This is a genomic window from Dyadobacter sp., from assembly GCF_039919315.1.
Taxonomy (GTDB): domain Bacteria; phylum Bacteroidota; class Bacteroidia; order Cytophagales; family Spirosomataceae; genus Dyadobacter.
Genome location: NZ_JBDSFX010000013.1, coordinates 43972 through 64273, shown reverse-complemented (window position 1 = coordinate 64273; position 20302 = coordinate 43972). Strand labels below are relative to the sequence as shown.

The 20302-nt window shown below is 45.8% G+C and carries 20 protein-coding genes; 12 read left to right on the top strand and 8 right to left on the bottom strand.

The window, feature by feature from the left end; translation table 11 throughout:
• Positions 1 to 41 precede the first annotated feature (41 nt).
• The 4 genes from ABIO93_RS03790 to ABIO93_RS03775 form a co-directional block, all read right to left on the bottom strand.
• Positions 42 to 1841 carry an STN and carboxypeptidase regulatory-like domain-containing protein gene (locus ABIO93_RS03790; RefSeq protein WP_348064595.1) on the bottom strand — a complete coding sequence of 600 codons (1800 nt, stop codon included), beginning with the start codon at positions 1839 to 1841 and terminating at the stop codon, positions 42 to 44.
• A 33-nt stretch (positions 1842 to 1874) separates the two neighbouring features.
• Positions 1875 to 2864, bottom strand: a complete 990-nt coding sequence (locus ABIO93_RS03785) for a FecR domain-containing protein (RefSeq protein WP_348064593.1) — start codon at positions 2862 to 2864, stop codon at positions 1875 to 1877.
• 12 nt (positions 2865 to 2876) lie between these two features.
• Positions 2877 to 3446: an RNA polymerase sigma-70 factor gene (locus ABIO93_RS03780; RefSeq protein WP_348064591.1), complete on the bottom strand. Its 570-nt coding sequence runs from the start codon at positions 3444 to 3446 to the stop codon at positions 2877 to 2879.
• Positions 3447 to 3553: 107 nt separating this feature from the next.
• Positions 3554 to 3889, bottom strand: coding sequence for a hypothetical protein (locus tag ABIO93_RS03775; RefSeq protein ID WP_348064589.1), 336 nt, complete (start codon positions 3887 to 3889; stop codon positions 3554 to 3556).
• A 610-nt stretch (positions 3890 to 4499) separates the two neighbouring features.
• Between ABIO93_RS03775 and ABIO93_RS03770 the strand changes: the two genes are divergently transcribed.
• Positions 4500 to 5432 (top strand): LysR substrate-binding domain-containing protein, encoded by a 933-nt coding sequence (locus ABIO93_RS03770; protein ID WP_348064587.1) that lies wholly within the window; start codon positions 4500 to 4502, stop codon positions 5430 to 5432.
• 1 nt (position 5433) lies between these two features.
• Positions 5434 to 6069, top strand: a complete 636-nt coding sequence (locus ABIO93_RS03765) for a class I SAM-dependent methyltransferase (protein ID WP_348064585.1) — start codon at positions 5434 to 5436, stop codon at positions 6067 to 6069.
• Positions 6070 to 6206: 137 nt separating this feature from the next.
• Here ABIO93_RS03765 and ABIO93_RS03760 read toward each other — a convergent pair whose 3' ends face one another.
• Positions 6207 to 7919, bottom strand: a complete 1713-nt coding sequence (locus tag ABIO93_RS03760) for a PHP domain-containing protein (RefSeq protein ID WP_348064583.1) — start codon at positions 7917 to 7919, stop codon at positions 6207 to 6209.
• A gap of 132 nt (positions 7920 to 8051) precedes the next feature.
• Here ABIO93_RS03760 and ABIO93_RS03755 point away from each other — a divergent pair, with 132 nt between their 5' ends.
• From ABIO93_RS03755 to ABIO93_RS03730, 6 genes are all read left to right on the top strand, one after another.
• Entirely contained in the window at positions 8052 to 9152 is a 1101-nt protein-coding gene (locus tag ABIO93_RS03755; protein ID WP_348064581.1) for a Gfo/Idh/MocA family oxidoreductase, read from the top strand.
• A gap of 41 nt (positions 9153 to 9193) precedes the next feature.
• On the top strand, positions 9194 to 10465 hold the full coding sequence (locus ABIO93_RS03750; protein WP_348064579.1) for an AGE family epimerase/isomerase: 1272 nt from the start codon (positions 9194 to 9196) through the stop codon (positions 10463 to 10465).
• A gap of 163 nt (positions 10466 to 10628) precedes the next feature.
• Complete coding sequence (locus ABIO93_RS03745) at positions 10629 to 10826, top strand: CsbD family protein (protein ID WP_233845775.1); 198 nt, start codon at positions 10629 to 10631, stop codon at positions 10824 to 10826.
• 124 nt (positions 10827 to 10950) lie between these two features.
• Positions 10951 to 11940 (top strand): 3-hydroxyacyl-CoA dehydrogenase family protein, encoded by a 990-nt coding sequence (locus ABIO93_RS03740; protein WP_348064577.1) that lies wholly within the window; start codon positions 10951 to 10953, stop codon positions 11938 to 11940.
• 135 nt (positions 11941 to 12075) lie between these two features.
• Positions 12076 to 13386 carry a cytochrome ubiquinol oxidase subunit I gene (locus ABIO93_RS03735; RefSeq protein WP_348064575.1) on the top strand — a complete coding sequence of 437 codons (1311 nt, stop codon included), beginning with the start codon at positions 12076 to 12078 and terminating at the stop codon, positions 13384 to 13386.
• A gap of 34 nt (positions 13387 to 13420) precedes the next feature.
• Entirely contained in the window at positions 13421 to 14446 is a 1026-nt protein-coding gene (locus ABIO93_RS03730; protein WP_348064573.1) for a cytochrome d ubiquinol oxidase subunit II, read from the top strand.
• 32 nt (positions 14447 to 14478) lie between these two features.
• Here the strand turns inward: ABIO93_RS03730 and ABIO93_RS03725 are convergent, their stop codons facing one another.
• A complete protein-coding gene (locus tag ABIO93_RS03725) occupies positions 14479 to 14775 on the bottom strand; it encodes a hypothetical protein (protein WP_348064571.1) in 297 nt (98 codons plus the stop codon).
• 47 nt (positions 14776 to 14822) lie between these two features.
• Positions 14823 to 15107, bottom strand: a complete 285-nt coding sequence (locus ABIO93_RS03720; RefSeq protein ID WP_348064569.1) for a hypothetical protein — start codon at positions 15105 to 15107, stop codon at positions 14823 to 14825.
• A 298-nt stretch (positions 15108 to 15405) separates the two neighbouring features.
• Here ABIO93_RS03720 and ABIO93_RS03715 point away from each other — a divergent pair, with 298 nt between their 5' ends.
• A complete protein-coding gene (locus ABIO93_RS03715; protein WP_348064567.1) occupies positions 15406 to 16155 on the top strand; it encodes a LytTR family DNA-binding domain-containing protein in 750 nt (249 codons plus the stop codon).
• A gap of 6 nt (positions 16156 to 16161) precedes the next feature.
• On the opposite strand, the gene ABIO93_RS03710 is transcribed toward ABIO93_RS03715, so the two are convergent.
• Positions 16162 to 17025 carry an AraC family transcriptional regulator gene (locus ABIO93_RS03710; RefSeq protein WP_348064565.1) on the bottom strand — a complete coding sequence of 288 codons (864 nt, stop codon included), beginning with the start codon at positions 17023 to 17025 and terminating at the stop codon, positions 16162 to 16164.
• Positions 17026 to 17188: 163 nt separating this feature from the next.
• Here ABIO93_RS03710 and fucP point away from each other — a divergent pair, with 163 nt between their 5' ends.
• Genes fucP through ABIO93_RS03695 form a run of 3 tightly spaced genes read left to right on the top strand, consistent with a single transcriptional unit; the run spans position 17189 to position 20300 of the window.
• Positions 17189 to 18442 carry an L-fucose:H+ symporter permease gene (gene fucP / locus ABIO93_RS03705; protein WP_348064563.1) on the top strand — a complete coding sequence of 418 codons (1254 nt, stop codon included), beginning with the start codon at positions 17189 to 17191 and terminating at the stop codon, positions 18440 to 18442.
• Positions 18443 to 18485: 43 nt separating this feature from the next.
• Positions 18486 to 19274, top strand: a complete 789-nt coding sequence (locus ABIO93_RS03700; RefSeq protein ID WP_348064561.1) for an SDR family oxidoreductase — start codon at positions 18486 to 18488, stop codon at positions 19272 to 19274.
• A 9-nt stretch (positions 19275 to 19283) separates the two neighbouring features.
• Positions 19284 to 20300, top strand: a complete 1017-nt coding sequence (locus ABIO93_RS03695; protein WP_348064559.1) for a zinc-binding alcohol dehydrogenase family protein — start codon at positions 19284 to 19286, stop codon at positions 20298 to 20300.
• The last annotated feature ends 2 nt before the right edge of the window (positions 20301 to 20302 follow it).

Here is a 20302-nt window from a genome sequence, read left to right as displayed (position 1 = left end):
AAGAAGCAGGCCCGGAGTCGAAACCAGGCCTGCTTTTTGCATTAGAGTCGACCATACCGCCAGCTAACGCCTGCCTGCCATCCGATCCAGGAACTCAGGTTTTTGTTCCCCATATCAAAATCGGGGTAACCATTCGGTGGGAAAGATTTATAGCCTTTTTGCTGCTCTGCTCCGTCGCTGTCAAAAATGGAGAAAGACGGTCCGGCAAATAACAGGAAATGCTTGCTGAGCTTCCAGGTCGCAGCAGCCTGAAAATGGTATAAGGAGGGTGTATTTTCCCAACTACCCAAGTATAGTGTCTGACTGGTAATTTCCGTGAAGAAACCTACTTTTTTGAATGGAAAAAATTCACGGCCAAAACCTGCTCCAATCACATAGGCTTTGTTTTTAGACCCACTAGTACTACCTGCCAATAGAATGCTGTAAAATTTATGCGTTCCCATTTTCCAAGCCACATTCCAGGGCATCACCTCGCTTGCGTACACAGAAACATTAGAAGTACTTTTTCGGATAAAATTAAAAAGGCCCAGGCTCAGCCCGGCAGAACTATCCGCGACATTAATGATCCCCAGCTGGGTACCATGCAGTTCTTTGGCATAATTCAATGGTGCGAGTTGGAAACCACGAACTTCGCTTTTTCCGATATTAGCCCCGCCACTGATCTGCCCGCCTTCGATATTAGTTTTGACAAAATTGGCCGCGCCTGCAATCTGGACACCATAAAAATTACCTTTCACATGGTTGTACGCTCCCGATACCTGCACGCCGTCGCCAGTACCCCGAATAATGCCTAATGCTCCTGAAACTTGTGCACCGTGCATATTACCGGCAGTACGGCTCAAAAAACCACTCACCTGCACTCCCTCAGCGCTTTTTTGTACGTTCCCGCTAAAACCTGAAACTTGTACGCCGCCTAATGTATCGAGTATCTGATTTAAAAAACCAGCCACCTGTACCCCCCTGACAGTCCCCGAAACGATATTGAACATACCTGCAATCTGAACGTACCTCACATCTTTTTTGGAAATATTGAACCCGCCGGCTATCTCCACACCATTTACGCCGGCTGTGTAGCCGCCCAGCAAATTAAGCGAAAACTTGTTGACTACCTGCGAACTCATGCGCCCATGTGTACCCAAACCCGGTGTGAGAGATGCCTGATAGGGTAAGGCCACGAAGAATCGGCCTATGTTCCGGCTTTGCGCACGCAGCCTGGCAGAAAGAAATAGGCGGCCAAGCCAAGTAGATTCTCCCTCCGAATACCGAACTATGAGCGGGTCCAGCTCAATGGCCCTAGGTTGAATGAGCAGCCGGAGATCGGCATCACCATAATTGACGACAATGGTAGTATCACCATAACCAACCTTACTGATCGTCAGGTTGACGGACGACTTGTCTTTGATCCGGAGACGAAAATGGCCGTCGTCCCCGGAAAGTGTGGAGACGAGCATTTGTCTGGAATACACGCTGGCATAGTCGACCGGAGCATTGGTTTCCTGGTCAAAAATGTGTCCATTGACATAAAAGACCTTTTCCTTGGCGGCTGGCAAAATGATGATATAGTCGCCCTTTTCCTTGTATTGATAACTGGCACCGAACAACAAGCCCAGTACTTCCTTGACACTCTTCTGGGACACATTCAACGTCACCAGACTGTCGCCTGGAATCAGATTGCTGTTGTATGAAAAGTAAAATTTGCCCTGCTCACTGATTGTTTTTAAAACGCCTGAAACCGGTTGCCCTTTCACAGAAACGGTAACCGGTTTATCAAGAAGCTGCTGCGAATAGCTGTAAAAAGATAACAGTACAAATACGGCAGCCAGTTTTAGAATTTTTGACAAGATAAAAGTCTGATTCATTCCGAAAGATAAGTGCTATTTCAAAATGATCAGCTCTCCATGGTGCTCTACTTTGATAGTTAATGTTTCACCGACAATGCTTAATGTACTATCCAGCGATTTCTGATCGAATGTTGTATTGATTGTACGGTTCTTGATTTCGTCATTTTCAATCACAATATTCGCTTCATAAGTCTCATTCAGGATCTCGACCAATTTCCACAGCGGGGTATCTTCGCAGACCAGTTTCCCGGTACGATAATAATTGTAGAAGTGATCCTCGACATTTTGCCTTACCACTTCCGGCTTTGACTTCATGACAGTAGCTTTCTCCCTCGGGCGGATCTTCACTGTATAGTCTTTTTTAGCAACCTCTACCAATCCGGTTTCAACAATAACCTCCGTCTTTTTTGCATTGTCCTTCACATTAAATGATGTCCCCACCACGCTCACCGTTACATCATTGACGGAGATAATGAATGGCTTACTCTTATCGGGCGTTACGTCAAAAAATGCTTCACCTGTCAATGTTACCTGCCTGGTGCTGCCTGTGAAATGCTCAGGATAAGAGATCGTCGACTTCTTATTGAGCGTCACAATGGAGCCGTCGGGCAATGTATCAATGAGCGTTCGGGTACCCGAGCTGATCAGCAGCTGCTGACTGTTTCCCGGATTGAGTAGCACATAGGCGATCCATCCGACACAGGCCGTGATCACCAACATGGCCGCTACCCGCAGAAAATTGAATGCCGGTTTTTGGGGATACAGCGGGATCACAGGGGTTTCGCCCTTCAAGGTTTGCGTACGCTTTTTGAAGCGTTTCCAGGCTGCTTCTTCATCCACATGACTCATCGCAGCAAGGCGTTTACTCTGCATCCATATCAATTCAAAATGTTCAAAATACCGTTGGTTATCATCGCTGTCGGACAGCCATTGATTGATCTCCATTTGCTCGGCTTCGCTTGCCTCATCCAGTAATGACTTTACCAGTAGGTCGTCTATATTATAATTCAGATCTGTTTTCATGACTGCCACTGATTAGCTGAGGAAAAATAAAAGGAAGGAAGCAGGCAAGAAATCAGCCAGTTTGAGTCGTAGCAACCGCAGGGCTTTACCCATCTGGTTTTCGATCATTTTTACCGGCAGTTCCAGTCGGTCGGCAATTTCCTGGTATTTCAATTCTTCAAAACGGCTCATTTGAAATATGGTTCGGCATTTTTCCGGAAGTTCTTTGAGCGCCAATTCCAGGCGGTCTTCCAGTTCCGAAAGTTCGAGGTTGTGCGAAGTGTTATTACTGTGTTCCATTTGGTTGGCTGCGTACGTTTGATAGGCGTCCCTGACTTTAAGATGTTTGAGATAATTAAGGCTTTCGTGGTAAACGGAACGGTACAGATAGCCGCTTACCGACTCCCGTATCTCTATATGGTCTGTTTTTTCCCACAACCGGCAAAAGACATTCTGTACCATTTCTTCGGCCATGATATCATCTCTTAATATGGTGCAGGCATAAGAATGCAGTCCTTTGAAGTGCTTTTTAAAAACGATTTCAAATTCCGCTTCTCTGTCCCTGCTCAAAAATGTGACGTGATCCGCTATGGCTACGTTCATTGTATGCTATGGTTACTGATAAAAAATAAGCGCCCGACTTGGGTTGTACATTGGAATGACAACCAGTCGGGCGCTTACCCTAATTTTTCAGTAAAATATTATAAAACTTAATCCGCTTTTTTAGCAGCTTTCGGTGCAGTCGCAGTCTTGCTCGTTTTGTAGCGCTTATCTACAGTACCATCCTTTTTGAGGTTTTTATTATCACTGTATCGTTTATCTGGCGTGCCGTCTGCTTTTAGCTTTTGGTTTTCGCTATACCTTTTGTCAGGCGTACCATCTGCTTTTGTTTTGATAGTGATCGATGTTCCCGTTTTTTTCTTACCCTTATGACTCGTCGACACAGTTGTTTTACTTGTCGGTTTAGCCGGTGTTGCAGTTTGAGCAAAGACAGGTGCCGTCAGCGTGAGGAATGCCAGGGCAATAAGTGCTTTCAGGTTTTTCATTGTTTTCAGATTAATGTGAGCGATAGATGCTTTAAGTAAGCGAATGTACAATTAACCTATAAAAAACCAGACCGCGGATCATCTTATAGTAAAATTTAATAGAGATTTAATACAAGAAGACGCCTGCTGTTACTTTTTCGCAGCTCTACGCCTAATTAGCATTTCACAAAATGCTAACTGGATGAAAAACACATCGATTCAAGTTCATGGCTAAGAAGTTGCAATTCTGACGACTGAAAAAGAGGAATTTATTTCCCTGACAGATATGGCAAAACACAAGAATGCAACAGCGACGGGATTAATCATATCACATTGACTCAGCACCAAGTTCACAGTAGAATTTATGGGTTTGTGAAAATGGCTTTGTTCTGTAGTCGAAACTCTGGATTACGAAAACAAATGCCATTGATATAACATCAAAAGCGGGACGATATTCGAGCAGTACTTTTGGCCATAAAGACATTGCCAACAGTCACACCAAAAGTCAAACAATCAACAAAACTTATAGATTTTATTTTTACATAAATAAAATCTATTAAAATGGAAACTTTCTCAACATTCAGCCGTTGAAGGGGTGAGGCCATTCCACCAATCAGACTAATCAACTCATATGAACATTCAGCAGCTCGAATATATTGTTGCCGTTGATAACCACCGCCATTTTGTGCAGGCGGCCGAGCATTGTAATGTTACCCAGCCGACACTTTCCATGATGATCAGGAAGCTGGAAGAGGAATTGTCGGTCAAGATTTTTGACAGGACCAAACAACCCATCGTGCCTACCAGCATCGGCAGGAACATCATTGATCAAGCCAAAACCATTCTGCGTGAGGCATCGCGGATGAATGAAATTGCGAAGCATTTCAATGGTGATCTTTCTGGTGAATTGCGGATTGGGATCATTCCTACGATTGCACCGTACCTCCTACCCCATTTTGTCAATCCTTTTATCGCCAATTATCCCGATATCAAACTGCACGTCTCGGAAATGATCACCGAGCGCATTATCAGTGAGCTAAAGCTGGGGAATCTGGATGTAGGGATCATTGCATCATTGGCGGAAGAAAGTAGTTTGCAGGAAATACCGTTGTATAAAGAGCGTTTTTATGCGTATGTATCAGAAAACACCGATCTATACGCCAAGCAGTACATTTTACCGACTGACATTGAGCCTAATGAACTGTGGTTACTGGAAGAAGGGCATTGTTTTCGGACACAAATTCAACGACTTTGTGAGCTGAGCCGTAATAGTCAGTTTGGAAGCAGTTTTAGTTACCGATCAGGCAGTATCGAAACGCTGATCCGGATGGTAGAGCGAAATGGGGGGATTACGATTTTGCCGGAAATGGCTGTGATGGAGTTGTCAGAGGACCGAAAGAAGCATATCCGACATTTCAAATATCCGGAGCCCGCACGTGAAGTTTGCCTGGTAGTAAACAGGGAGCAAATGAAAACCCGTTTAATCGAGGCATTAAAAACAGGAATTTTGGCATATTTGCCATCTGAAATTTTTGAAACAAAAACCGAATTACGTCTTTTATAACATGAGTACATTAACTACCCGACAAGCCTATGACAGGTGGTCGGAACAATATGATACCAATCTGAACAAAACCAGGGACCTGGAAGCGCTGGCATTGCGTCAGGTTTTAGCAGATAAAAACTTTGATAACATTCTCGAAATCGGCTGTGGAACTGGTAAAAATTCGCTGTACCTCGTAACCAAAACGAATACATTGGTGGGGGCAGACTTGTCGGAGGAAATGCTGGCGAAGGCGAAAGAGAAGCTGGAAGGCTGGAATGCCGAATTTCATCAGGCAGACATTAACCAGGAGTGGGATTTCGTTAACAAAACTTTCGACCTCATTACATTCAGCCTGGTACTGGAACATATCGAAAATCTCGACTTCATTTTCAGCGAAGCAAGCCACAAACTCGAACGGGGGGGTATGGTGTACCTCGGAGAATTGCACCCATTCAAGCAATATTCCGGCTCCAAAGCCAGATTTGAAACAGAAGAAGGACAAACCGTCGTTCCCTGCTTCACCCACAACATCTCAGATTTCGTAGAAGCCGCCAGGAAGCACGGATTCAAAATCGAAGACATTTTCGAGTTTTTTGATGAAGGTGATCGGGCGGGTATTCCGCGGATTTTGGCGCTGACGTTGGTGAAGGGGTGATGGCCAATATCTTATTCTGAGAAGCAAATTTTTACTATTCTTATAGTGCACTGTTAAAATAGTAATACTATTCTTAAAGTGCACTATAAGAATAGTACGTTTCACCCGCTAAAATTTGTGAAAAACATAACCTAAGACTACCTCCTCAGCTTTCCTCTCAAATACTCCTCCATCCCTTCTAATGAAAATGCATTAAACGTCATATCCTTCGTCAAACCGCCTTTCCTGGCATTCGCTACGCCGTAGTGCATATCCAGGTAGCCTTCCATGGCGTGAGCGTCGGGGTTGATACTCAGTAGGACTCCTTTTTCCATGCAGTAAGAGATCCAGCGCCAGTCAAGGTCGAGGCGCCAGGGTGAGGCGTTGATTTCCACTACTACCTTGTGCTCGGCGCAGGCATCGATGATGACTTTGTGGTCGATTGGGTAGCCCTCTCTGGACAAAAGCAGGCGCCCCGTTGGGTGGCCGAGAATGGTCGTATATGGGTTTTCAATGGCTTTGAGCAATCTCGCTGTCGCTTTTTCCTGTGTCATCGTCAGATTACTGTGAACGGAAGCGACGATGTAATCGAACGATGCCAGAATTTCTGTCGGGTAATCGAGCGAGCCGTCTCCGAGAATGTCTGATTCAATGCCTTTGAGGATTTTGAATGGTTTTTCAGGATTTTCAGTCGCGAAACGTGCATTCAGCTTTGCGATTTCTTCATGCTGCCGCATTACTTCATCAATGCTCAGCCCTTGCGCGTAAACAGCCGTTTGTGAGTGATCGGCAATCCCCAGATATTCAAAACCCAGGTCCCGGCAGCGGACGGCCATTTGTTCCAATGTGTGTTGCCCATCGGAGTAGGTACTGTGATTATGTAAAATGCCTTTCAGATCTTCCCAGGTAATGAGCTGATCGGGGGTATGGGTTTCGGACCAGGTGAACTCCCCCGCTCCTTCCCGCATTTCAGGGACAATGTACGGCAGCCCTGCTTTTTCATAAATAGCCTCTTCACTTTCAGCCGTCTGGTAGTATGCCTGCTGCCATATTGTCGAGCCGGATTCCGTCGAATACCCCAAATGCTCCACATCTGCCGTTTCCAAAAACAGCTCATTCACCAATCTCTCGGGCTTCACAGCGACGATCTCGATCGCTACCGCCACCTCCTGCACATTTCCCCGCCAGACAAACGGCGACGACTGTTTTTCGTCTTGTATTAAAAATTCTATTTCACCGATGCTATTCTGCAAAAGTGCCGGAGAGTCCGTTCCAACCACAATTCTGATCGTATCCACGGTTTCTGATTTCCTTCTGACGTCACCAGCTGCCTCTACTTGTTCAAAACTCTTTTTAAGCTCCGTAATGATCAGATCCGCTACTACATCAGCTTTATCCATTCTCAATTTACCGGCCTGATCTTTCAGAAATGCTAGCGAATCAATGATCTTTTGCTGGATACTGCCTCCAAAACCTTTCAGCTTGGCGACGGCCCCATTTAGGCAGGCGAGTTCAAGTTCATGCAGGTTGTCAATGCCCAGCTCCTGCCACAATACCGCAATCTTTTTAGGCCCTATCCCTTTGATATTAAACATTTCCATCACACCCAGTGGGGTATTGCTGAGCAGTTCTTCGAGTTCCGGGAAAGTCCCTGTTTTCGCAATTTGAACGATCTTTCCGGCAGTACTTTTACCGATCCCTTGCAGCTTGGTAAGTTCCTGCTCGGTCATATATTGAAGTTCACCATCCTTGTACTTGTCCAGATAGAACGCCGCAATGGAATAACCTTTGATTTTGAAAGGATCAGCGTTATGTAGTTCCAATAATTTGGCGGTTAATTCCAGGATCTCGACAATTTCAGGATTGCTCATATTGACTCGTGTTAAAAGATATCTGCGAATTACGAAGTATGTCTTAGCATTTGCAAATGTTCACCGTCCCATCTGCTCTCAAAGGTCAAGTAGTTATGATATTTGATTGACTTACCTAAAAAAACCAACATCATGGATACTAAAATCATCACTCCTTTCTCACGCCGTGACTTTCTGCTGGGCGGTGCCGGACTACTTACCGCTTCGATCTTTTCGCCCCATATTTTTGCATTTCGAAAACCAAAGGACAGGCTGGGTGTAGCCCTGGTCGGATTGGGATATTATAGTACTGACCTGTTGGCTCCTGCACTTCAAAAAACCAAAAATTGTTATCTCGCAGGCATTGTAACCGGTTCGCCGGAAAAGGCGGAAGCGTGGAAGACAAAGTATAATATTCCTGATAAAAATATTTATAATTATAAAAACTTCGATCAGATAGCCAATAATCCGGATATAGACGTAGTATATGTGGTGCTGCCGCCATCGATGCACAAAGAGTTTACATTGCGGGCGGCGAAGGCTGGCAAACATGTATTTTGTGAAAAACCAATGGCATTGAATGTTCAGGAATGTGAGGAAATGATCAAGGCTTGTAGTGCAAACAAACGCAGCTTGTCCATAGGCTACCGTTGCCAGCACGATCCTAATACACAGGAATTTATGCGCATTGCAAAACAGCAGACTTTGGGTAAAGTACAGTTGATTTCCTGTGCCGCAGGTTACAAGGAAAGTCGCGCCGGAAACTGGAAAGTTCAGCGCGCCATGGGAGGTGGTGCCATGTACGACATGGGCGTGTATGCATTACAGGGCGCGCGCCTGGCCGCAGGAGAAGAACCTGTTTCACTCACGGCACAACATGTGGTGAACCGACCGGAGATATTTAAAGACGCTGACGAGATCACTCATTTCCAGCTGCATTTCGCCAGCGGCGCGGTAGCAAATTGCACCGGGAGCCATGGTATCAATACCAATTTCCTGAAAGTGAATTACGACAAAGGTTCGCTACACATGGATAATTTTTCGGCATATACCAATAACAAAGGCCAAAGTACATTGGGAGAAATCAATTTTCCGGTGGATAATCAACAGGCGAAACAGATGGACGAAGATGCATTGGCCATTATGCAAAACAAACCGCAGCTCGTTCCGGGAGAAGAAGGAATGCGTGATATCAGAATTGTAGAAGCGATTTATCAGGCCGCAAAGACGGGCAAAACCGTGAAATTGGCATGATCAAACATTGATTTAAACCTAAATCCATTTTAATACAAACCATGAATATTGAACAATTAAAAAATTACCGCAGCGAAATCCACAATCACCTTACAACCGAACTGTTGCCATTCTGGGAAACGCGTTGTGTCGATAAAGAAAACGGCGGCTTTATTACCCATTGGGACAATGCAGGAAATGATTCGGGTGAAGACGAAAAGTCGTTAATCGCCCAAACCAGGACAGTATACACGTTTTCATCCGCGCATCGTGCGGGCTACGGTGACGGACGCTATGCTGAGGTTGCCAAACATGGCGTTGATTTTCTGATCAATAAAATGTGGGACCATGAAAATGGTGGCTTTTACTGGCTCATGGACCGTAAAGGCAATGTTACGATAGACGAAAAGATCGTTTACGGCCACAGTTTCGCGATTTACAGTCTGGCAGAATATACTTTGGCAACCGGTGATCCGATAGGCCTTGAATATGCTGAGAAGGTTTTTGACCTGCTCCAAAAACATGGCGCAGATACCTATTATGGAGGTTATTTCGAAATGTTTCACAAAAACTGGGAGTTGAAAGGCCCGGGATCGGCAGGTGGTGACCGCAAAACTTTGGATGCGCACATGCATTTGATGGAAGCCTTCACGACATTATATGAAGCAAGCCAGAAACAGGCCCATAAGCGGAAGTTGTTAGAGATCATTCAGTTGCTGATCAACAAAATCATGCACCCGGTGTACAAAACCGGCATTCCGCAGTTCTGGGCTGACTGGTCGGTGGCCCCGCAGATCAAATTCGATATTATATGGGGCTGGGACCGGTTTTCTGAGGATGGCATGAAAAGCTCGGCCGAGGATAATACCAGTTACGGACATAATGTAGAGTTTGCCTGGCTGCTCATGCACGCACTGGACATTGCCGGTGTGGCTTATGATGATTATGAGGGACAACTCCTGGCGTCTTATGACCACGCGGTGGAATACGGAATTGACTGGGAATATGGTGGCGTATATGTAGAAGGCTCGCATGCAGGTGAGGTATATGATCGTGAAAAGGAATTCTGGCAGCAGGCGGAAGTGATTATCGGGATGCTGGATGCATACCGGGTTTACGGCGACGAAAAATATTTGAAAGCCTATCACGCAACGCACCGTTTTGTATTTGATCACATGATCCATTCAGCAGTGGGGGAATGGTTGCCGCTGCTGACGCGCCAGGGAGAACCGATATGGAAGCACATGAGCCATTCCTGGAAGGTCAATTACCACTCCGTGCGATCGATGGTACAGGGAATTGTGCGTTTGGACAAGCTGATTGCACTCGCTTGATGTTATAAGAGGATGGAATTGGACAGTTTCGGGAAAAATTTTACTCAAAGATGTCGTCTCACAGTTACTGCCGCGTCGTGAGACAAATGGTATGATTGTTGATCAATGGTACTTAATGGTATGCTTTTAAAAGCATGTTTTTTTAAATTAAATAGCAAATATCATGAGTGCTTTCACGCAACAAGTAAAAGGAAACTGGAACGAATTGAAAGGAAAATTTAAGCAACAATACGCAGATTTGACTGACGATGACCTGTTATATGAAGATGGAAAAGAAGACGAGCTTCTTGGAAAACTTCAAAAGAAACTAGGTAAGACCCGTGAAGAAGTGGAGAGTGAAGTAGATAGCTGGTCGAGGTAGTTTTTTAATTAGCAGGCAATATGAGGCCTCGGAATCAATCGATTTCGGGGCTTTTTTTGTAGTAAGAAAGTTCGAGTACCTCCTTTTTAAAGTTATATTCCTTCAATCCAAATCCTTTCATAAAATGAATACAAACGAAATACCGGTCGGAATCGTAGGCCTCGGGCTGATGGGTTGCAGCATTGTAACCTGCTTATTGATCGCCGGACATCCGGTGGTGGCAGTGGCTCCGATCAGCGTCGATATGCTGCATGCAGAAAAACGCATCCGGGAGCATCTTGAAAATTCATTTGAAAAAGGGCTTATCGTTCACAAACCCGAATTTTATTTAAAGCATCTGATCATTACCGAAGACTACGGCCAGCTGAAACCGTGCAGGCTCGTGAATGAATGCACCATTGAGAATATCGAAATCAAGGAATCGGTTTACCAAAAAGTAGAAGCGGTGATCGACGCGGACGCACTGTTGTCAAGTAATACTTCCGCGATACCGATCAGTACTTTGCAAAAACTGACATTGCACCCTGAAAGGTTTCTGGGCTTACATTGGACCGAACCGGCGCATACTACCCGGTTTCTGGAAGTGATCTGCGGGGATGATACAGACATTCAAAACGGCGAGTACCTCTATGAACTTTCGCATAAATGGGGCAAGGAACCCATTCTGGTAAGGAAAGACATTGCCGGATTTATCACCAACAGGCTCATGTACGCGATGTACCGCGAGGCGATCAGCCTGGTGGAGAATGGTTACGCGACCATTGAAGATGTGGATCGCTCGTGCCGTAACAATGCAGGATATTTCATGACATTGGTCGGTGTATTTCGCTGGATGGACCTCACTGGTGTACCGGCCTATCATACGGTAATGAAAAATTTGCTACCAACATTGAACAACAGCACCGAAGTGCCCGAACTGATAGACAAAGTCGTGCGCGAGGGTGGCAAAGGCGTGCTCAATTCACACGGATTTTACGCCTACGAACCCGGAGAAGCCGCAGTTTGGGAAGAAACATTCAAAGAATTCACTTACGAAATAAGAGAGCTGGCATTGAAGTATCCTGCTGACATTGTCAAAAAAAGATTGGCAGAAAAGAATGAAGATATTGGCTAAATCAGGGTCGGTTTGCTGGCACAAATATCCCTGAAAAATGGTTCTTATGACAAGACTTCATTAGCTTTGAACCACCTGCTTTCCGGTTCCTGAATGTCTTGGGAAGCATCCTATTTTTCAGTAAAATAATTCCAAATGAATGACTTCATAGCCGCAAGATCGCAAATGGCCCTTTCGCTGGGATTCCATATTGTATTTTCTTGTATAGGCATGGTTATGCCTTTTTTTATGGCCGTTGCGCACTACTATTGGCTCAAAACGGATCAGATTGTTTATAAAAATGTGACCAAGGCATGGAGCAAAGGTGTGGCTATTTTTTTCGCCACCGGCGCGGTTTCGGGAACCGTACTCTCATTCGAATTGGGCTTGCTTTGGCCAGGATTTATGAAGCACGCGGGGCCGATTTTCGGGATGCCTTTTTCGCTCGAAGGAACTGCCTTTTTTATCGAAGCGATTGCACTTGGATTTTTCCTGTACGGTTGGGACAGGTTCAACAAATGGTTTCACTGGTTTACCGGCGTGATCGTAGGAGTAAGCGGGCTGGCGTCGGGGATACTGGTCGTAGCAGCCAATGCGTGGATGAACAGCCCCGCCGGATTTGATCATGTCAATGGCCAGTACCTCAACATTGACCCGATCAAGGCTATGTTCAACGATGCTTGGTTTTCACAGGCGTTGCACATGACCATTGCTGCATTCGTAGCGACCGGTTTTGCTGTGACCGGTGTGCACGCGCTGATGATCCTGAAAGGCAAAAATGTCCTTTTTCATACCAAATCATTCACCATTGCCGCAGGGTTCGGCTGTGTGGCCGCCCTTCTCCAACCATTGAGCGGCGACATTTCAGCCAAGGATGTGGCGATTCGCCAACCTGCGAAACTAGCTGCGATGGAAGCACATTTTCACACCGAAAAATCTGCATCACTGCTCGTAGGCGGTATTCCTGATGAAGAAAAAAAGGAAGTAAACTACGCCATCAAATTACCAGGCTTTTTAAGCTTTCTGGCGCACGGCGACTTCGAATCGGAAGTTACCGGACTGGATAAAATCGCACCGGAAAACCATCCTCCGGTCGCTATCACACATTATGCTTTCCAAATTATGGTTGGAATGGGCATGGCGATGATGCTGTTATCTGTGCTATATTTTCTGGCATTATGGAAGCAGAAGCACTGGCTCACCAGTCCGTGGCTTTTAAAATTGTTCGTAGCCGCTACGCCCCTGGGCTTCATTGCCGTAGAAGCTGGCTGGACGGTGACAGAAGTGGGCCGGCAGCCCTGGGTTATTTACGGCATCATGCGTACAGCCGACGCCGTTACACCTATGCCTGGCATTGCTTATTCATTCTACCTTTTTACGGCTGTGTATGCATCCCTGGCAGTGATCGTGATTTTTATGCTTTATCGTCAGATCAAAATGGTAGGACAACTTTACGACAAAGCCTAGCCGGATTTTCGCACTATTTTACTCGTCACTGATTATGTTATACGTTGTCATTATATTTCTCTGGACTTCTATTTTGCTGTACCTGTTACTGGGAGGAGCCGATTATGGCGCTGGGATCATTGAGCTTTTTACATCCAGAGGAAACAAAGAGATTACTCGCAAAACCCTCTATTCCGCGATCGGGCCGATATGGGAGGCTAATCATATGTGGCTGATCATTGCCATTGTGATCCTGTTTGTCGGGTTTCCCGTGATCTATTCCACAATGTCTGTCAATCTCCACATTCCATTGACAGTGATGCTATTGGGCATCATTGCGAGAGGAACTGCATTCACATTCCGGCATTACGACGCCGTGGTCGATGATATGCAGCACGTTTACAATTCGATTTTCGCGATTTCGAGCTTCATCACCCCACTATTCTTGGGGATTATCGCTGGGAGTGCAGTATCAGGTCACATTGATCCTCAGGCTGACACCTTTCTTTCCGCCTATATTTTCAGCTGGCTGCATTGGTTTTCGGTGAGCGTTGGCCTTTTTACAGTGGCCATCTGCGGCTTTCTGGCGTCGGTATACCTGATTGGTGAAACAAAAAATGAGCACGACCGGCTTCGTTTTGCTCATAAGGCGCAGTTTTTCAACATTGCAGCGGTCATTTGCGGGATTCTGGTGTTCACAGCGGCTTACATTGAACACATCCCACTGATAGAATGGGTTTTCGGAAACTGGGTGGGAAGGATCGCCATTGTGTCGGCGACCTTGTCATTGATTTGGATGTGGTCACTCTTGTATCAGGGTAAAATAGCACTGCTCCGGCCCCTTGCAGGTTTTCAGGTTACGATGATCCTGCTGACTACTACTTATCGTCATTTCCCCAATATTGTCGTGCTGAAAGGCGGAGGCTATTTGTCGCTTCTGGAACACAGCGGGCAAGAAAAAACAATGCAGGCATTGGGGCTTGCATTGCTTCTGGGCAGTGTTTTTATATTACCTGCCTTGGTTTACCTGATTTACAGCTTCCAGAAAAACCCATTGGAAACAGATTCGGTCAGCCACTGACCGGGAATTGTTACTTTCAGCAGCATTACTCACTATTTCCAATCCGGCTTGGTCACGATAATAACGACCATATAGATCAGGAAAAAGGCAAACATCAGGAACAACGGAGCGCCGGGTATCCATAGCAACACATTGGCTGTGGATATTTTACCGCTGTTTTTCAGACTAAAAGCGATAAATACAACTACTCCCAGCACAAGGCCGATGAGGTTAACGGATGCATTGTGACCCGTGCCGTGCTTCAAAGTAAATGCGTCGTAAACCGCATTACCGATCACACCCAAAATGGCGATACTATTGATACATACGCCAGCAATAAACCAGAACATAGCTATAATTTTTAAGTTGAATATGAAAATATATCACTGACAAGCCATCAGGAGTTTGTACGGAAAATAATGATGGCTACTATAAAGAAGACAACTCCAAGACAGATAGGAGTTGCGGGGATCCACAGAAGCCTTGTCGCCAGGTTGATGTTTCCGGAAGACTTTAAACTCTGGGCTGCGAAAATGGCAATAACCACCAGCAAACCGGAAACATTCAGCCAGATATTATGCCCGGTCGGATACTTGGTCATGAAAGACTGATAAAAGAAATTGCCAATCACAAACAACACGGCCATGATATCAATATATAAAGCAACGGTAAACCAAAGCATAGCCACGATTTTAAGTTTAAAACAAATCGAATCAAAGGATGACGTCGTAAAATTACAAGTTGCTGGACGAATGGCTTAGATAATTTATTATTAGGTAGTTAGCATTTACTTTTAGGCAAATCGCCCTGACAGCTTGACGTTCATTTCCTTCCAACGGCATATATATACCGTTAAATAATCAGTGAGCACCACTGGTTCACTCATAACAAATCCTCTCCCGCCGCCTTGTACTTTTAGCCCAATCCTTAGCCGGTATCAGCCCAATGCAACCCTCCACATAACTAATCTTCAACACTTTATGATCAAAGTTTTAATCGTTGATGATGAACCGAAGGCCAGAACAGTCCTGGCTCATTTTATCCGGGATTACGTGCCGGAAATTTCACAGGTTAGGCATGTTTCTTCGGTGATGGAGGCGGAAAGTCTGCTGCGGTATTACAGACCAGGCATCGTATTTCTGGATGTTGAAATGCCTCATCAGTCAGGTTTTGAACTGCTAATCAAAAATGGAAATCCGCCTTACGACATCATTTTTACAACCGCCTACAACCAATACGCCATTCAGGCTATCCGCTTTTCAGCACTGGATTACCTCCTCAAACCCGTTGACCCCGAGGAGCTACGTGCGGCAGTACTAAGGCACATGGAAAGGCAGGAATTTGCCAGACATAAAAAGCAGCTGTACCATAATCTGGTCAGCAACATTGAAAAGAAAGACATCAAGGATTTCAGATTGGCGGTGCCGTCCAGTGAAGGCATTTATTTTTTTACGATTTATGAAATTCTAAGGCTGGAAGCGGACAGGAACTACACCGTGATACATCTGGAAGGTAAAAGGCCCTTTGTCGCCAGCAAGACGTTGAAGCATTTCGAGGAAATGCTGGAACCGTTTAAATTCATCAGAACACACAAGTCGCACCTCGTCAATGCTGACCACATTGTGCGGATCAGCAATAACAACGAATTCATTGTCCTTTCCGACGGCTCGAAGGTAGAAGTTTCCCGCAGGAAGAAAGACGAAGTGCAACAACATCTTAACATACGCTGACATACACTATTTACCGGCATGTATAAAAGCATGCCGGTAACTTTGCGGACTTTGGCCCGTCACCGACTTGAAGCGCTTATGAAAGCAACTGAAATTCATAAAACCACTTTCGAAACACAACTGCTTGATGCTCATATCGCTTTCCATCAGCATCCTGCATGAATGTCCCACCCTGATCTCTGTTAAAAACTGAGAATAGGTCTTGCCCGTCCGCGATTTGAAATAACGGCAAAATGCATTAGGAACCATTCCCGACACACCTGCTATCTCACTTAATGTGATCTTTTGGTTAAAATGACTTAACGTGTAGTTGTATATCGCATTGATCCGGTCGCTGTCAGATTCCGAAAGGTCTTTCTGATAACCCAGTGATGATAGCTCCGCGTAATCTTCCGATCGGGAGACAGATAATAGTATTTCCAGCAGCACAATGATGCGGTCGGTTCCCTCCACCCGCAGGATTTTGTCCATTAGCAACGCTACCTTCTGATGCAAATCTCCCGAGAGCAACAAACCTCTTTGTGCCTTTTCCAACATTTGCTTGATCGGCTTATTTTCAGCCAGTTCCAGGAACCGCTCACCCCAAAAATCAGGTGAAAAATGGATGACCGTGGAATACGGTGACTTGTTCAGATCTTGCTCATCGTCGCGCCAGTAATGAGGCAGGTTGCTACCCACCAAAACGATGTCCCCTTTCGTGAAACGCTTAATGCTGTCCCCGATAAACTGGGTACCTGCTCCCCAATGGAAGTGGATCAGTTCGATTTCCGGGTGATAATGCCAGCGATTGTTATGGTTGGCAACCTTGTCCTGGCGTACACTGAAAGAGTAAGCCGGGGCCGTGGTAACCTTTAACAATTGTGGCTTCATGGAGAAATTTATACCGTAAAAACTAAATAGAGAGAATAAACATGTTAATATATCTTATTACTTGGATAAATACTTCGCCTATCTTCATAAAAAAATATAATTCCTTTGCATTGTATAATTCGTAATGTATTTATTCCGAAAAACTCTTAATTCCTGAACCTCTATGACCGATCGTAAAACGCGGCTGGCTATCATTCTGATCACTTCTTTGTTCTTTCTCTGGGGCTTCGCCCTGAACCTTAACCCGATCCTCATTCCACACCTGAAAAAAGCTTGTCAGCTCAGTGACTTTCAGTCGGCATTGATCGATTCTGCCTCTTACATTGCCTATTTCCTCGTCGCATTACCGGCGGGACTTTTCATGAAAAAATATGGCTACAAGGCTGGAATCACACTTGGCCTAATCCTTTTCGCATCTGGCACCTTCCTGTTTTTCCCAGCCGCCGAAATGCGGCACTTTGGCTTTTTTCTTGTTGCATTGTTCATTATCGCCAGCGGACTTACCATGCTGGAAACAGCTGCCAACCCGTACATTACGGTTCTCGGCGATGCCGATTCGGCCACTCAGCGGCTCAATTTCGCGCAGTCTTTCAATGGTCTAGCTGCATTTCTGGCACCATTAATGGGCGGGACATTTATTCTTTCGGGAAAAACACTCACGGAGCAGCAGCAGCAGGCCATGTCCGGCGAGCAGCTCAATAGCTACCTCAATGCGGAAGCAGCTTCTGTCCAAAAGCCATTTATTGTCATCGGGGTGGTGGTGCTATTTGTTGCCATCATGATCTGGCGGACGGCGCTTCCGGAAATCAAGGACGAAAATGAAACGGGTAAAAAAGTGAGCGGCTCCATTTGGGATGAGAAAAACCTGATCCTTGGCATCGCAGCGCAGTTTTTTTATGTCGGCGCCCAGGTATGTATCAGCAGTTTTTTCATTCGTTTTTCGGACAAAGTGGCCGGTATTGACGAAAAAACGGCAGCATACTTGTTGTCCGGAGCATTTCTGAGCTTTATGATAGGCCGCTTTATCGGCACCTATCTGATGCGCTTTGTCGCCCCACCCCGCTTACTTGCGCTTTATAGCATCGTTTGTGTTGGTTTGCTCATCATTGCAGTGCTTACCAAAGGTATGGTGTCGGTATATGCGTTGGTGGGCGTACAATTTTTCATGTCCATCATGTTCCCTACCATTTTTGCATTGAGCATCAGAGGATTGGGCGAAAAAACCAAAATTGGCTCGTCATTGGTCATTATGGCGATAGTCGGCGGGGCCATTTTTCCAGTAATCATGGGACAGGTTTCAGACATTTCGTCGATACAAACAGCTTACATTGTTCCTGCTGTGTGTTTCTTGGTCGTTTTGTATTTTGCAGTAAAAAACAATTCTATCAAGAATGTGACGCTGGGTACTGCCCATTAATGTGGCATCAATCATTTAAGAAGCTCTTTCAATTTCAAACAACATGGATTTACAACTTCAGAATAAAATAATCATCGTTACCGGCGGCGCCAAAGGCATAGGAGAAGGAATCGTGCAGGTACTGGCCGCAGAAGGCGCGATACCTGTGATCGTGGGACGTAATGCAGCCGATAATCAAAAAGTAGTGGACGACTTGGCCGGAAAAGGTTTCGAATCTTTTCAGATAGCCGCCGAATTGACCCAACCGGAAGAGTCTGAAAAAGCCGTGGCAGCGGTCCTGGAAAAGTTCGGGCGTATCGACGGGCTGGTCAATAATGCAGGTGTGAATGACGGTGTAGGACTCGAAAGTGGCGATTATGAGCGCTTTATGGCCTCGCTTCACAAGAATGTCGTGCATTATTACCTCATGGTACATTATGCATTGCCTGCATTGAAAGCCTCCAAAGGTGCTATCGTCAATATCAGTTCCAAAACCGCCGATACAGGCCAGGGAGGCACTTCTGCCTATGCTGCTTCAAACGGAGGCCGCAATGCGCTAACCCGCGAATGGGCCGTTGAACTGCTGAAATATGGTATCCGGGTCAATTCGGTGATCGTTGCCGAGTGCTGGACCCCGCTCTACGAACGCTGGATCGAAACTTTGCCAAATCCTCAGGAAAAACTGGCTTCTATTACCGCCCACATTCCTTTTGAAAACCGCATGACCACTGCGGAAGAGATCGCGAACATGACTGTTTTTCTTTTATCTCAACGTTCAAGCCACACGACCGGCCAGCTGATTTATGTCGACGGCGGTTATGTCCATTTGGACAGGGCACTTGCTAATTCTTAATTTTACGCAATGGAAATCCTAGTTTGCACCACGCCAGGGACGCTTTCTTATGAAACAGCAGCAAAACCTGTGCTGGAAAAAGACCATACGATCATTAAAATAAAGCGCATCGGCATTTGCGGCACCGATCTGCATGCTTTTGAAGGTACCCAGCCGTTTTTCAATTATCCGAGGATTCTCGGTCACGAACTTTCCGGAGAAATCGTGGAAACGGACGGTGCTCCTGGTTTTTCAGTGGGCGAGGCGGTCACATTTATTCCTTATTTCAACTGCGGAACTTGCATTGCCTGCCGGAGCGAAAAACCCAACTGCTGTACAACTCTCAAAGTTTCAGGCGTACATATAGATGGAGGCATGGTTGAGTATCTGTCCGTGCCCTCCTACTCGCTCGTACATGGTGACGGGCTCACGTATGATGAGCTTGCGCTTGTGGAACCGCTCGCGATAGGCGCACACGGGATCCGCCGCGCAGACATCCGTAAGAATGAAATGGTGCTGGTCGTGGGTGCCGGACCTATCGGGTTGGGCACGATGGAATTTGCAAGAATTGCAGGAGGCCGCGTTATTGCGCTGGATATCAATGATTCAAGACTGGCGTTTGCCCGTGAAAAGATCGGCGTAGAATTCGCTGTCAATGCATTAACAGACAATGTTGCCGAAAAACTTGCCGAGATCACCGATGGCGATATGCCCACGGTGATTGTGGATGCTACTGGTAACCTGCGGGCGATCAATACGGCATTCAGCTACCTGGCGCATGGCGGGCGATATGTGCTTGTTGGGCTGCAAAAGGGAGAAATCAGTGTTAGCCACCCCGATTTTCACAAGCGGGAAGCTACATTAATGAGTAGCAGAAATGCGACCCGCGCTGATTTTGAACATGTCATTCAAAGTATGAAAAACAGCTTGATTGATCCAAAAACATATATCACCCACCGCGTCACATTTCCTGAGGTGAAAGACCAGTTTCAAAGCTGGCTTGATCCTGCAAATGGCGTGATCAAAGCCATGGTAACGGTTGAATAAGG

Excerpts from the sequence above, each read along its gene's own strand:
- ABIO93_RS03775 (WP_348064589.1), bottom strand. The coding sequence starts at position 3,889 with ATGAAAAACCTGAAAGCACTTATTGCCCTGGCATTCCTCACGCTGACG.
- fucP (WP_348064563.1), top strand. The coding sequence starts at position 17,189 with ATGACCGATCGTAAAACGCGGCTGGCTATCATTCTGATCACTTCTTTG.
- ABIO93_RS03780 (WP_348064591.1), bottom strand. The coding sequence starts at position 3,446 with ATGAACGTAGCCATAGCGGATCACGTCACATTTTTGAGCAGGGACAGA.
- ABIO93_RS03730 (WP_348064573.1), top strand. The coding sequence starts at position 13,421 with ATGTTATACGTTGTCATTATATTTCTCTGGACTTCTATTTTGCTGTAC.
- ABIO93_RS03760 (WP_348064583.1), bottom strand. The coding sequence starts at position 7,919 with ATGAGCAATCCTGAAATTGTCGAGATCCTGGAATTAACCGCCAAATTA.
- ABIO93_RS03720 (WP_348064569.1), bottom strand. The coding sequence starts at position 15,107 with ATGCTTTGGTTTACCGTTGCTTTATATATTGATATCATGGCCGTGTTG.
- ABIO93_RS03740 (WP_348064577.1), top strand. The coding sequence starts at position 10,951 with ATGAATACAAACGAAATACCGGTCGGAATCGTAGGCCTCGGGCTGATG.
- ABIO93_RS03715 (WP_348064567.1), top strand. The coding sequence starts at position 15,406 with ATGATCAAAGTTTTAATCGTTGATGATGAACCGAAGGCCAGAACAGTC.
- ABIO93_RS03695 (WP_348064559.1), top strand. The coding sequence starts at position 19,284 with ATGGAAATCCTAGTTTGCACCACGCCAGGGACGCTTTCTTATGAAACA.
- ABIO93_RS03745 (WP_233845775.1), top strand. The coding sequence starts at position 10,629 with ATGAGTGCTTTCACGCAACAAGTAAAAGGAAACTGGAACGAATTGAAA.
- ABIO93_RS03735 (WP_348064575.1), top strand. The coding sequence starts at position 12,076 with ATGAATGACTTCATAGCCGCAAGATCGCAAATGGCCCTTTCGCTGGGA.
- ABIO93_RS03710 (WP_348064565.1), bottom strand. The coding sequence starts at position 17,025 with ATGAAGCCACAATTGTTAAAGGTTACCACGGCCCCGGCTTACTCTTTC.
- ABIO93_RS03765 (WP_348064585.1), top strand. The coding sequence starts at position 5,434 with ATGAGTACATTAACTACCCGACAAGCCTATGACAGGTGGTCGGAACAA.
- ABIO93_RS03750 (WP_348064579.1), top strand. The coding sequence starts at position 9,194 with ATGAATATTGAACAATTAAAAAATTACCGCAGCGAAATCCACAATCAC.
- ABIO93_RS03755 (WP_348064581.1), top strand. The coding sequence starts at position 8,052 with ATGGATACTAAAATCATCACTCCTTTCTCACGCCGTGACTTTCTGCTG.
- ABIO93_RS03700 (WP_348064561.1), top strand. The coding sequence starts at position 18,486 with ATGGATTTACAACTTCAGAATAAAATAATCATCGTTACCGGCGGCGCC.
- ABIO93_RS03725 (WP_348064571.1), bottom strand. The coding sequence starts at position 14,775 with ATGTTCTGGTTTATTGCTGGCGTATGTATCAATAGTATCGCCATTTTG.
- ABIO93_RS03770 (WP_348064587.1), top strand. The coding sequence starts at position 4,500 with ATGAACATTCAGCAGCTCGAATATATTGTTGCCGTTGATAACCACCGC.
- ABIO93_RS03785 (WP_348064593.1), bottom strand. The coding sequence starts at position 2,864 with ATGAAAACAGATCTGAATTATAATATAGACGACCTACTGGTAAAGTCA.